11 protein-coding genes and 1 pseudogene are annotated in these 12560 nt (G+C 66.7%); 2 read left to right on the top strand and 10 right to left on the bottom strand.

The features are described 5' to 3' along the window. Positions 1–55: 55 nt before the first annotated feature. Positions 56–769 carry a response regulator transcription factor CtrA gene (ctrA, locus tag VJ897_RS12675; protein ID WP_324056055.1) on the bottom strand — a complete coding sequence of 238 codons (714 nt, stop codon included), beginning with the start codon at positions 767–769 and terminating at the stop codon, positions 56–58. Positions 770–860: 91 nt separating this feature from the next. After that, entirely contained in the window at positions 861–1139 is a 279-nt protein-coding gene (gene sciP / locus VJ897_RS12670; protein WP_324056054.1) for a CtrA inhibitor SciP, read from the bottom strand. 132 nt (positions 1140–1271) lie between these two features. On the opposite strand from sciP, the gene mnmA reads away from it, so the two are divergent. Further along, positions 1272–2408 carry a tRNA 2-thiouridine(34) synthase MnmA gene (gene mnmA, locus VJ897_RS12665; RefSeq protein ID WP_324056053.1) on the top strand — a complete coding sequence of 379 codons (1137 nt, stop codon included), beginning with the start codon at positions 1272–1274 and terminating at the stop codon, positions 2406–2408. 1518 nt (positions 2409–3926) lie between these two features. On the opposite strand, the pseudogene VJ897_RS15250 reads toward mnmA, so the two are convergent. From VJ897_RS15250 to VJ897_RS12645, 4 genes and pseudogenes are all read right to left on the bottom strand, one after another. Continuing rightward, positions 3927–4643: pseudogene (locus VJ897_RS15250) on the bottom strand (hypothetical protein); the annotation flags it as partial. Positions 4644–5128: 485 nt separating this feature from the next. After that, complete coding sequence (locus VJ897_RS12655; protein WP_324056051.1) at positions 5129–6214, bottom strand: methyltetrahydrofolate cobalamin methyltransferase; 1086 nt, start codon at positions 6212–6214, stop codon at positions 5129–5131. A gap of 9 nt (positions 6215–6223) precedes the next feature. Further along, positions 6224–7159, bottom strand: coding sequence for a methylenetetrahydrofolate reductase (locus VJ897_RS12650; RefSeq protein ID WP_324056050.1), 936 nt, complete (start codon positions 7157–7159; stop codon positions 6224–6226). Between the two features lie 38 nt (positions 7160–7197). Continuing rightward, positions 7198–7494 (bottom strand): virulence factor, encoded by a 297-nt coding sequence (locus tag VJ897_RS12645; RefSeq protein WP_324056049.1) that lies wholly within the window; start codon positions 7492–7494, stop codon positions 7198–7200. Between the two features lie 230 nt (positions 7495–7724). On the opposite strand from VJ897_RS12645, the gene VJ897_RS12640 reads away from it, so the two are divergent. Further along, positions 7725–8837 carry a Ppx/GppA phosphatase family protein gene (locus tag VJ897_RS12640; RefSeq protein WP_324056048.1) on the top strand — a complete coding sequence of 371 codons (1113 nt, stop codon included), beginning with the start codon at positions 7725–7727 and terminating at the stop codon, positions 8835–8837. A gap of 57 nt (positions 8838–8894) precedes the next feature. Here the strand turns inward: VJ897_RS12640 and VJ897_RS12635 are convergent, their stop codons facing one another. Genes VJ897_RS12635 through lpxA form a run of 4 tightly spaced genes read right to left on the bottom strand, consistent with a single transcriptional unit; the run spans position 8895 to position 12559 of the window. Next, complete coding sequence (locus tag VJ897_RS12635; protein ID WP_324056047.1) at positions 8895–9695, bottom strand: HpcH/HpaI aldolase family protein; 801 nt, start codon at positions 9693–9695, stop codon at positions 8895–8897. A gap of 52 nt (positions 9696–9747) precedes the next feature. Continuing rightward, entirely contained in the window at positions 9748–10893 is a 1146-nt protein-coding gene (gene lpxB / locus VJ897_RS12630) for a lipid-A-disaccharide synthase (protein ID WP_324056046.1), read from the bottom strand. After that, complete coding sequence (gene lpxI / locus VJ897_RS12625) at positions 10890–11783, bottom strand: LpxI family protein (RefSeq protein ID WP_324056045.1); 894 nt, start codon at positions 11781–11783, stop codon at positions 10890–10892. Before lpxI ends, lpxB begins: the two co-directional genes overlap by 4 nt. Further along, positions 11783–12559 carry an acyl-ACP--UDP-N-acetylglucosamine O-acyltransferase gene (gene lpxA / locus VJ897_RS12620; protein WP_324056136.1) on the bottom strand — a complete coding sequence of 259 codons (777 nt, stop codon included), beginning with the start codon at positions 12557–12559 and terminating at the stop codon, positions 11783–11785. The genes lpxI and lpxA overlap by 1 nt, the downstream gene beginning before the upstream one ends. Position 12560: the final 1 nt, after the last annotated feature.

Below are 12560 nucleotides of genomic sequence, written 5' to 3'. Positions count from 1 at the left end.
CCGCCGCACGCACCGGGCCGAAGGGGGCGGGTCGCGGACTTCGCCGCCCGGCAGGTCAGGCCCCGACGGCGACCCGTTCGGCCTCGACGCCCTGCTCGGGGTCGCGCAGCACATACCCGCGGCCCCAGACGGTCTCGATGTAGCTGTCCCCGCCCGTGGCCTCGGAGAGTTTCTTGCGCAGCTTGCAGATGAAGACGTCGATGATCTTCAGTTCCGGCTCGTCCATGCCACCGTAGAGGTGGTTGAGAAACATCTCCTTGGTCAGCGTGGTGCCCTTGCGCAACGACAGCAGCTCCAGCATCTGGTATTCCTTTCCGGTCAGGTGAACGGGCTCTCCCGCGGCCTCGACCGTCTTGGCGTCCAGGTTCACCGAGACCTTGCCGGTTCGGATGATCGACTGTGCATGTCCCTTGGACCGGCGGATGATCGCGTGGATGCGGGCGATCAGTTCCTCGCGGTGAAAGGGCTTGGTCAGGTAGTCGTCGGCCCCGAAGCCAAACCCCTTGAGCTTGGAATCGGTTGCATCCTCGCCCGAGAGAATCAGGATCGGCGTCTCGACCCGCGCCATCCGAAGCTGGCGCAGCACGTCGTGCCCCGACATGTCCGGCAGGTTGAGATCCAGCAGGATCAGGTCGTAGTCGTAGAGCTTGGCCAGGTCGATCCCCTCCTCACCCAGCTCGGTCGTGTAGACGTTGAGGTTGGCGTGGCCCAGCATCAACTCGATGCTCTTGGCAGTTGTCGGATCATCCTCGACGAGCAAGACGCGCATTACTGTTCTCCGTTCGTTCGTGCGTTAACCAACCCTAGGTGACGGAAGGTTAACCGCACGTTACCGTCCGGTTGCCAGTTTACGAATCTACCTAAGGTTGTCTATATTTCCGGAGTGCGGTGGCCCTGAGAGCCGCTTCCCCATGTCTGAGAACAGCCGATTCCCACTCGGCCAGTTCCTCTTCGGACAGGCCGTAGGTCGATTTCGCCCACTCCCGCGTGATCAGCCCATGGGCCACCGCACGCACCACCGCCGCCTTGCGGGACGCCACCCAACGCCGCGTCGTCGGCTCGGGCAGGTCCGCGCGTGTCATCACCGTGCCGTCGGGCAAGGTGACCGACCGCGGCCCCTCGATCTTGCGCAAATACATGTCCTCACCCCTCTTTCGTGATTGAACATGCCCCTCAAGTGGCGGCATGTCCTCTAAGGACGGGTAAAGCGGCCCCTTGAGAGTATCTTGCATTTTCCTATATTGCGCCCGTCTCCGGCAAAGGTTGTTACAATGTCCCTCGACACCGCGCTCAATTCCCTCGGCCTGCCCAAGGCCCCCGCCGATACACGTGTCGTCGTGGCCATGTCCGGCGGCGTCGATTCCTCGGTCGTGGCGGCCATGCTCGCCGACGAGGGCTATGACGTCGTCGGCGTGACGCTGCAGCTTTACGATCACGGCGCGGCGCTGGCCAAGAAGGGCGCCTGCTGCGCGGGCCGCGACATCCACGATGCCCGGCGCGTGGCCGAGGAGATGGGCTTTCCGCACTACGTTCTGGATTACGAGAACATCTTTCGCGAAGCGGTCATCGACGAATTTGCCGACAGCTATCTGGGCGGGGCCACCCCGGTGCCCTGCATCCGCTGCAACGAGCGTGTCAAGTTCAAGGACCTGCTGGAAACGGCAAAGGACCTGGAGGCCGACTGCATGGCCACCGGCCACTACATCCAGCGCAAGTTGGGCGCGCGCGGGGCAGAATTGCACAGCGCGGCCGACGCCAATCGCGACCAGTCCTACTTCCTGTTCTCGACCACGCAGGCGCAGCTTGATTTCCTGCGTTTCCCGCTGGGCCATCTGGCCAGCAAGGACGAGACCCGAAAACTGGCGGCGAAATACGGGTTGCGGGTGGCCGACAAGCCCGACAGCCAGGACATCTGTTTCGTCCCCAACGGTGACTATGCCAGTGTCATCGAGAAACTGCGCCCCGGCGCTGCCGAACCGGGGGAGATCGTCGATCACGAGGGCAATACGTTGGGCACGCACAAGGGCGTCATCCACTACACGATCGGGCAGCGCAGGGGACTGGGCATCGGAGGGCTGGCCGATCCGCTTTACGTGGTCAAGCTGGACGTCGAGAACCGCCGGGTGATCGTCGGCCCCAAGGCGATGCTTGCGACCCGAACCGTGCCCGTGCGCGAGATCAACTGGCTGGGCGACGGCGACCTCATGGACGCGGGCGAACGCGAGATCGCGGTCAAGGTCCGCTCGACCCGTCCTCCGGCCCCGGCGATCCTGCGGCCGCTGTCCGAGACCGAGGCCGAGGTCGAATTGCTGACCCCCGAGGAGGGCGTCAGCCCCGGCCAGGCCTGCGTGTTCTACGACACCGAGAGCACCCGCATCCTTGGCGGCGGCTGGATCTGGAAGGGGTAGCCTGCAGAGGACTAGGCTGAAGCGACCCTGACATGAACTGATGAGCGCTCGATGTCAGGAACGCGGATAAGGCATTGGGTCCCTGGAGTCGTGACCCGCGGATACTCCGTTCTGTGCATGCACGTGTCATGCGACACCCCGATGAAGATGAACGCGGATGTGCGGCAAAGCATTCCAGGTTGGAAAGCCCCGCGCGCACGCGGGGCTTCCTGGCCGGTGGGCGGCGTTTTGGAACGCCTCGCGGCCTGTGCTGCGCCCGGTTCAGAACCTGACCTCATAGCCGAGCCGCAGGTTGACCGAAGGGGTGTCCGTCCAGGCTTGCTGCGCAGTGCCGAAACTCGCAGTCACCGCTTGCGCGGCATCGAGCTCGTGCCGGTAACTCACGAAACCGAAGGCGCGCGTCTCGTTCACAACCGCGGGCGCCTCGGCCGAGAATGTCGCCATCCCCGGGATCGCTGACGTACCGGTGATCGGGTTCTGATCACGGTTGATGTCACGGGTCACGCCCGCCGAGAGACGCAGCGTCCCGGCCTCGCTGACCTTGATGCGGCTGTCGACGCCGAGGGTGGCTGTGCTGACGGTCTCCCGGTGGCTGTCATAGCTGAGCGGGAAGGCCGTCGCCGTGGTTTCGGTGTAGGCGTCGCGCGTTGTCCGCGCGGCGGCCAGGCGCGCGAACGGGATCACCGCGCCCCGGGCCACCGGCTGACCCCAGCCCAGCTCCGCGCTGAGCGCGCCAGAGTCGTGCGCCGCCTCGCCGCTCCCGGCGAATGTTCCGGGCAGGATCGCGCCGCGGTCGATGGTGCTGTCACCGGTGCCGAACTGGCCCGCGATCCGCCAGGTCAGGCCGGTGAAATCGGCACTGTCACGGTAACGCACGGAGACGCCGCCAGAGACATGGCTGCCCGAGAGTGTGACGGGACCGTAGGTCTTGTGTTGATTGGCGACCTCGATGAAACCGCCCAGGACGTAGCCATCACCAAGGCCGATGGCGCCGGTCACGTCGGCGCGGCCATAGCTGCCGACGTCCGAGTTGCGGCTCAGCCCCGCGCCGAAGCTCAGTGCCATAGGCGGACGGGTCCTGGCTTTCCCACGCGTCGACAGCGTGCCATCGCCATCGCTGCCACCGGGCAGGTCAAGTTCGCGGTCGAGCTGGCGCATGGCGTTGGCGTTGTACTCGGCGCTTGCCGCGGCCATGCCGCCTGCCGCCTGCCGCACGGTCGCCTGGGTGTTGGCAAGGTCCACCATCGCTCCGCGCCAGGCGAAGGCGCGGTTGGTGCCGTCATCGGCTGCGGCGGTACCGACAATCACCGATCCGTCGTCTGTCATATCCATGACATAGGAATAGCCGGTGTTGTCGGTGCGGAGTGACCCGAGGCCCTCCATGCCGTCGGTAGCGGTCCAGCGGAAGGCTTGGGGCGCCGAATGGTTGGTGTCCGAGCTGCCGGCGACGACAGCGCCATCAGGGGTGACCAGTTGGGCTTGGGACTCCCCGGCGTTGCCGGTGCGCAATGTGCCGAGATCCTGCATGACGCCCCCGGCGTCATCGCCGACCCAGCGAAAGGCGTGGTTTGCGCCGCTGTCCAGTCGGGCGTGACCGACGACCACCGTGCCATCGGCGTTTACGTCTCTCGCCCGGGACGAACCAATGCCGGTGCTGAAAAAGGTGCCAAGCAACTGCATGCCGCCCGCTTGTGTCCAGCGGAACGCCCGACCAAGGTTTATGGAATCCTCGCCGACGACCGTGCTGCCATCCGCGCTGATCGCGCGTGCATAGGTGGCGCCGCCCGCAATCGTGCCGAGGTTCTCCATCCCGCCGGTTTCGGTCCAGCGGAACGCGCGCCAGTCTCCCCCCGCGGTAACCGAGCTGCCGGCGATCGCACTGCCATCGTTGTTGATATCGGCCGCGTCGGAGCGGGAGCCGCCCAGTGTCCCGAGATCTTCGATGCCGGTGTATGCATTCCAGCGATAGGCACGGCTATTCAGTTGGTTCGTGTCCGACGTCCCGGTAATAGCCAAGCCGTCGTCGCTCATGGCGACGAAGGAACTGTTTCCCGGCGATGTGGTGCGCAGGGTGCCGACATCGGTCATGACGCCGGATTGCAGATCATAGTGGAAGGCGCGGTTACGGTTATCATCCGTGGCCGCACGCCCGCCAACGAAAAGGCCACTATCACTGATCGCCAGGCCGACCGAATACCCTGCGCCGTTGGTTGTCAGAGCGTCGATCTCGCGCATGCCGTCCGCGTCGGTCCAGTAGAAACCCCGGCTAGCAGCCGACTGCAATCCGACAAGCCCGACAATGACGGTACCGTCGCCGCTTACCCCGTAAGCTTCTGAATATTGGAGCGTTTCGGAGGTGGGAAACAGGCCGAGATCCTGCATTTCGCCAATTGTGGTGGGGCTGGCCTGCGCATGCAGTGCCAGCGGCACCCCCATCAGCACGGTGCTCAGAAGGAATGCTCGGGTTGGGCGGGATGATGTCATTTCAGGAACTCCGAAAAATATATCTAGTATTTTTCATATACAGGTTGGCGCCGGGGTGACCTGATATGAATCAAACCGTTGCGAATATCGATATCTGGGCCGACAGTCCGCCCTTGCTTCGCGGCTGACAGCGGGCAGTCCGCCGATGGCCGCAAACGGCATGTTCGCAGGCCCACCAAGCAGGAAACGCCGCCCGGTGTCCCGCGCGGCGTTTCCTTGTTCCGTGACAAGCTGTCCTAGCTGGCGCGGCGACGCCGCCCGCCGGCGCGACCGCCCCGGCCCCGGGCCTCTTCCCCCGGCTTCAGGGGCGCCTTGTTGAAACGAATCCACGCCGCCCCGCCGTCGTCCTGGTTCATCAGGAAGTTGGCGGCACGGATCGCCTCCATCTCCTTGCCCGCGCGCGGCTTGGTCGAGCCCAGGCCGAACATCTGGCAGAACGTCTCGTCGTCCATCTCGGGCGGCAGCGTGATGCCGGCGGCGGCGACCTCGGCCTTCTTGGCCTCGATTTCCGCGGCCCGCACCGGCAGTGCCACCGGGTTCATGATGGCGCTGGTCATCCCCGTGGCCATGGCCATGGGCAAAAAGGCGTTGTTGATGCCGTGCCGGTTGGGCAAGCCGAAGGAAATGTTCGACGCACCACAGGTGGTGTTCACGCCCAGCTCGTCGCGCAGACGGCGCACCAACGTGAAGACCTGCAACCCGGCGGTGCCCATGGCGCCGATCGGCATGACCAGCGGATCGACCACGATGTCATGGGCAGGGATACCGTAATCGGCAGCCCGTTCGACGATCTTCTTTGCCACGGCGAAGCGGACCTCGGGGTCCTCGGAGATGCCGGTATCGTCGTTCGAGATCGCCACGACCGGCACGTTGTATTTCTTGACCAGCGGCAACACCATTTCCAGCCGCTCTTCCTCGCCCGTGACCGAGTTGAGCAGGGGGCGCCCCTCGGCGGTGGCCAGGCCGTTTTCCAGCGCACCGGGCACGGAACTGTCGATGCACAGCGGCACGTCCACGATCTTCTGCACCACCTCGACGAGCTGGGTCATCAACGTCGGCTCGACGAAGTTGTTGTCGGCATAGCGCGGGTCCTCGGCCATCTTGTTGGTGAAAACCGCGCCCGAGTTGATGTCCAGCACCGTGGCTCCGGCCGCGACCTGGGCGATGGCATCGGCCTCGACCCGGCTGAAATCGTTTTGTTCCAGTTCGGCGGCCAGGATCTTGCGCCCGGTGGGATTGATGCGCTCGCCGATCACGCAGAACGGTTCGTCAAAGCCGATAACGGCCGTCTTGGTCTTCGATTCGACAACGGTGCGGGTCATGATCGGTCCTTAGGATTGAGAAGCTGGGACGGCAGAGGCGCCGCCGTGGTCGATGGCCCATTGGGCGCTGGTCTTGATGCCGCCCAGCGGGAAGAAATGGACATTGGTGACGTTGAAATCGGGGTTGGCGGCCTTGTGGGCGGCCAGCCGGGTCACGACCTCGGTGGGCTCGAACGGCAGCAGCAGCTTTGAGACATCCTTGGCCCGCTTCTGCAGCACCCGGATCGAGGGCCCCACGCCGCAGGCCATGGCAAACTTGATCATGGTCTGCAGCTTGGCCGGCCCCGCGATCCCGATGTGGATGGGCAGGTCGATACCCCCGGCCTTGAGGCTGTCAGCCCAGTCGATGATCGGCTGCGCCTCGAAGGCGAACTGCGTGGCGATGGCCATCTTCGCATCCGTCGTCTCGGAAAAGCGCTGCTTCCAGCGCAGGGCCGCGTCGACATTGGCATTGCCCCCCTTGGGGTCGATGTCCTTGTTGCCCTCGGGGTGGCCGGCCACGTGCAGGCGCTTGAAATCGCCGAAGAGGCCAGTGTCCAGCAGTTGCATGGAACTGTCGAAATCGCCATGGGGCCTGTCAACGCCACCGGCCAGCATCAGCGCCTGGTCGACGCCCGCCTCGCCCTGGTACCGGGTGATCCAGTCTTGCAGCATGGCGCGGTCCTTGATGATACGCGCCGGGAAATGCGGCATCACCGGGTAGCCCTCGCGCGCCAGGCGCCGGGCGGTTGCGACCATGTCCTCGATCGGGGTGCCCTCGATATGGGCGATATAGACGCGGCTGCCCGCGGGCAGCCAGTCGCGGAAATTCTCCACTTTCTCGGCGGTGCGCGGCATCACCTCGATCGAGTAATCTTCCAGGAACGCCTCGACACGCGGATCGACCTTCTGCCCCTGGACGGGGCCGGCTTCGGCGGGTTTCTTCTTGAACTGCAACAGCGCCATGAGAGCCTCCTTCAGGCGGGAAACGGGGAGTGGGCCGGTCACGCGCGGCCGTGGTTTTCGATGAGGGCCTTGAGCCGGGCCGTGTCGAACTCGGTCTCGATCCGTGCCGCCTCGTCACGGGCCACCCGCGCTGCATCACCCTCGATCGTGTAGGGGGTCCCGCGGTGCCACTCGGCCAGGTAATCGTCAGTCTCGGCAGCGCCGGATTTCATCGCGGCGCGGTCGATGGCCTGCTCGAAACGCTCGCTCAGCGGCAGTTTCGACGCCCGGCGCCCCTTGCCGACGATGACCTGTGCCGGAATGTCCCGCCAATAAACGATGGTGACCTCGGCCATCTGCGCGATTCCCTCTCGCTGGGGTGGTTTTCCCTTTCCTATCCCCCTGCGCCCCATATGCGGCGCTTGTTTTCGACATGAAACCCCCGCTGAACGACGCCGTCTGATCAATCCGTCGCCAAACGGACCCGCCGCGCGGCAGACACCTGCCCTGCACGCGCGGCGGGAGGCTTGCGCATGTCACTCCGCAGCCCTACCTTGAGACCAACTCGAAATCGGAGGGCGTGACGATGGCGCCCAAGCGTCCCAATGGTGCGGGCGCTGTCCCGTACCCGGTCGAAAGCCCCGCGCCGACCCCGCCCGATCCGTCAGAGCTCTATGCAGCCCTGGATCTGGGCACAAACAGCTGTCGAATGCTGATTGCCCAGCCAAGGGGCAGCCAGTTCGACGTGATCGACAGTTTCTCGAAGTCCGTCCAGCTTGGGCAGGGCCTCGAGTCGAGCGGGAAACTCTCGCGCGCGTCGATCTGGCGCACGATCAATGCCATGCGCGTCTGCCGGCAGAAGCTCCAGCGGCACAAGGTCCGCCGGATGCGTCTCGTCGCCACAGAGGCCTGCCGTCGGGCCACCAACTCGCGCCAGTTCATCAAGCAGGTCCGCCGCGAGACCGGCCTGCGGCTGGACATCATCCAGCCCGAGGAAGAGGCCCGCCTGGCCGTGATCTCCTGCGCGCCCCTGGTTTCCAGCAGGACGGAACAGCTGCTGGTTGTCGACATCGGCGGCGGCTCGACGGAGTTGGTCTGGATCGACCTGACCAAGGTGCCCCCGCGCGACCGGCCCCGCGCCATCATGCGGCTGCATTCGGGGTTCCGCCAGACCGAGGGCCCAGTCCCGGCCGCCAATGTCGTGGACTGGATCTCGGTGCCGCTGGGCGTTGCCACGCTGCGCGACCAATTCTCGGACGTGGAGGACGATTCGGCCCGTTTCGCGCTGATGAGCTGGTATTTCGAGGAATCGCTCGAGAAATTCGCACCCTCGACCCTGGAACAATCGCGCGAAGGGTTCCAGATCATCGGCACCAGCGGCACGGTCACGACGGTGGCGGCCAGTCACCTGGGCCTGCGCCGCTACGACCGTACCAAGGTCGACGGGTTGCGGATGAGCTCCGACGAGATCGATTCGGTGATCCGGCGGTACCTGTCGCTGGGTCCCGAGGGACGGCGCAGCGATCCGCGCATCGGCAAGGACCGCCAAGCCCTGATCATGTCCGGCTCGGCGATCCTGCAGGCGCTGATGCGGCTCTGGCCCACCGACCGGCTGTCGGTGGCCGACCGCGGCCTGCGTGAGGGGTTGCTCTATCAGCAGATGAGCCTTGATGGGGTGCTCGACGAGGCCCCCTACTGAAGGCGGGCAGCCGCCCGGCGCGGCCGGGCGTCTTGTGGTCGAACCTGTGAAGGGCGGTCAGCGGTGGCGGCGTCCGCCGCTTTCCAGCTCCGGCTGCGGCCGCTGATCCCAGAGCGCGACCAGCGCCCTGCGCAGCACGTGCACGTCACCACCCAACCCGAGGAACCGCACCCCCTGCGCGGCCAGGCCGTCAAACTCGGCGGCGTCGAAGGTGATCGTTCCGGCGAACTTGCCTGCGTCATCGGCAGCCGCGTAGGCCCGCGCGATGGCCGCCTGCACCTCCGGATGGTGCGGCGCGCCGACATGACCCATATCCGCCGAGAGGTCCGCTGGCCCGACGAAGAGCCCGTCCACACCCTCCACGGCGGCGATCTCGGCCACGTTGGCCACGGCCTCGGCACTTTCGATCTGCACGAACAGGCAGATCTCGTCGTTGGCGGAGGTGACGTAGTCGACGATCTCGCCATAGCCCGAGGCACGGCTCAGAACCGCGCCCATGCCGCGCACGCCCTGCCCCGGATAGCGGACCGCCGCCGCGACCTGCCGGGCTTGATCGGCGCTGTTGACCATGGGCACCACCAGCGTCTGGACCCCGAGGTCCAGCACCTGCTTGAGGATCCAGTCCTCGCCGTAGGGCACGCGTACCACGGGCTGGGCCCGGGTGCCGGCCAGCGACTGGAGCTGGGCCATGATGGTTGTCAGGGTGTTGGGCCCGTGTTCGGCATCGATCAGGCACCAATCGAACCCCGCGTTGCCCGCCAGTTCCGCGCCGACGGGGCTTGCCATGGCCAGCCAGAGGCCGGATTGCATCTCGCCCCGGGTCAGGGCGGCCTTCAAGGTGTTGCGCGGCGCGGGCATGGGACGGTCTCCTTCGCGGGGAACAGTGCGGCAAGCCGCCGCGGACAGCAAGTCAATGCAGACGGTCGAGCACCGCGCGCGCCGCGCGCAGGCCCGGGGGCTCGGCGCCCCGTCCCAGGCGCTCCATCGTCAGGTCAAGCGCCTGCAATTGCGCGCCCGGCGCGGCCCGGACCGCGCGCAGGCCCTCGGCGATCCGCTCGGGGCGGCAGGCCTTGCCGATGAATTCCGGCACCACGCGGGTCTCGGACACCAGGTTGACCAGCGTCACCGTGTCGGTGCGCAGCAGTCGCGCGATGATCTGGCGGCTGAGCCATGCCATGTCATAGGCGATCACCATGGGCGTGCGCGCCGCCGCCAGTTCCAGCGAGACAGTGCCGGATGCTGCCAGCGCCAGGTCGGCACTGGCCATGGCAACCAGCCTCTCCCGCGCTGCCCTGCCCGCCGACAGCCCGGCGCCATCGAAGACCACGCCGCCGATCCCCGAAAAACGCGCTGCAACCGTGTCGCGCAGGTGCGGCAGGGTCGGCAGGACCACCTGCATTCCCTCCAGCCCCGCCAGCGCATGGGCGGAGACGAATGGTGACGCCAGCCGCTCCACCTCGGACCGGCGCGACCCGGGCAGGACCATCAGGGTCTCGCGCCCGGCCTCCAGCCCGTGACGGGCGCGGAAATCGTCGATCTCGTCCCCGGTCACGGGCGGCTCGGTGGCGATGGGGTGGCCCACGAAATCGCAGTCCATGCCCGCGGCTTCCATGTAGGGCGGCTCGAAGGGAAACAGCGCCAGCACCTGGTCGATCACCCCCGCCATCCTGTCGGCCCGCCCGGGCCGCCAGGCCCAAACCGTGGGCGCGACGTAATGCACCGTCCGAATGTCGGACCCTGCCTTGACCAGCCGCGCCACCCTCAGGCAGAAATCGGGGCTGTCGATGCCGATCACCACATCGGGCCGCGCGGCGATGGCAGCCTTGGCCGTCTGCCGGATGCGGCGCTTGAGGTGACGGTATTTCGGCAGGATCTCGGCCAGCCCCATCACCGACAGCTCTTCCATGGGAAAGAGGCTTTCCAGCCCCTCGGCCTGCATCATCGGGCCACCGACGCCCTCGAAACGCGCACCGGGCGCCAGCGTCTTCAGCCCCGCCAGAAGCGCCCCGCCCAACCGATCGCCCGACGGTTCGCCCGCGATGACAAAGACCTTCACGGCGCCACCCGCAGGAACAGCCCCGCCTCGGCCAGCGTGGCGATGACGCGCGGCCGGTCGAGGACCATGACCCCTCCGGCCTGAAGCTGGATGCCCACCAATCCGGCGCGCACCGCCTGGACGGCGGTGTCGGGACCGATCAGGGGCATGTCCGCGCGCAGCTCCTGGCCCGGTTTCGCGGCCTTGAACAGCACCCCGCCGGCCGGATCGGAGCGTGGTGCCTGCTGGCCCGTGAACCAGTCGGCCACGCTGGTGAACGGGGTAGCCAGCGTATCCCAGGCATCCGGGTCCTGCGGCGGCATCGGCGTCCCGGTGGCCAGGTCGGCCAGCATCGCGGCCGTGCCGCGATCATCCTCGCGCGCGATCACCTGTCCGCCGGCCACCACCACCGCCTGGCCTGCATCCGCCCGGCCCATCTGCGCCAGGGCGGTGCGAGCGGCCGCGGCATCGGCCTCCAATCCGCCGGGCAGGCTCCCACAGAGAAGACCCCCGGGGGGCAGCAAGTCCGGGTCGATCTGGTGGGCGCCCACCACCGCAAGGCCATGTTCCTCGATGATCGCGATGATCTCGCGCAGGGCACCGTCGTCGCCAAGCGCCATGGCCGCCGTCAGTCGTGGCACCAACGGCGCGGTTGACGGGTCGATGCGCGCGGGGTCCACCTCGGGGCGGCGCACGGCCCCGGCCAGGCAGATCTGCGTCACGCCCCTGTCCACCAGCGTCTCCAGGAATCGGCCCAGGGTTTCGAGCCGGAAGGTCAGGCGCGGGAAATCAGGCCCGACCTCGGAGGGAAACTGCTCCATCTCGCAGATCAGCGGCATCGCGCCCCGGTCTGCCAGGACCCGGGCCAGGTGGGGCGGCAACCCGCCCTGCCCTGCGACCAGCGCCAGCATCAGGGCGTCAGGAAGTTGCGGTCGCTTTCGCCCAGGATGAAGGCGACCATCTCGGTCACGTAGGCGCTGTCGCTTTCCTCGGACAGGCGCCGGGCGCGGTCCATGAAGCTGCCCTCGCCATCACGTAGCGTCTGGAAGGCCGCGCGCAGGGCTGTAATATCGTCGCGCTTCACCCCCTTGCGCTTGAGCCCCACCAGGTTGAGCCCGTCCAGTTCGCCCCGCGGCCCCTGCACAAGGCCGTGCGGAATCACGTCGTTCGTGACCATGGAAAGCGCACCGATGATCGCGCCCTTGCCGATGCGCACGAATTGGTGAACGCCGCACAGCCCGCCCACGATCACGTCATCCTCGATGACGACATGCCCGGCGATGGCGCTCTGGTTGACGATGATGACATTGTCGCCGACCTGTGCGTCATGGGCGATATGGCAGCCCGCCATGAACAGGCCGTCGTCACCGACGCGGGTGATGCCGCCGCCGCCCGCGGTGCCGGGGTTCATCGTGACATGTTCGCGAATGCGGTTGCGCGCGCCGATGCGCAGCTTGGTGTCCTCGCCGCCGAACTTGAGGTCCTGGGGGATTTCGCCGATCACCGAGAAGGGAAAGACGGTGGTGTCCTCGCCGATGTGGGTGTCACCGGTGACGACGACATGGGATTTCAGCTCGGCGCCCGCGCCCAGCCGGACCCGTGGCCCGACAAGGCAGAACGGCCCGACCCGGCAGCCGTCGGCAAGTTCGGCACCGGGCTCGATGATGGCGCTGGGATGAATTTCCACA

It is taken from the genome of Salibaculum sp. (assembly GCF_035270045.1).
In the GTDB taxonomy this organism is placed as follows: Bacteria; Pseudomonadota; Alphaproteobacteria; order Rhodobacterales; family Rhodobacteraceae; genus Salibaculum.
The sequence above is the reverse complement of the archived record's forward strand: the minus strand, read 5'-3'. Positions and strand labels throughout refer to the sequence as shown.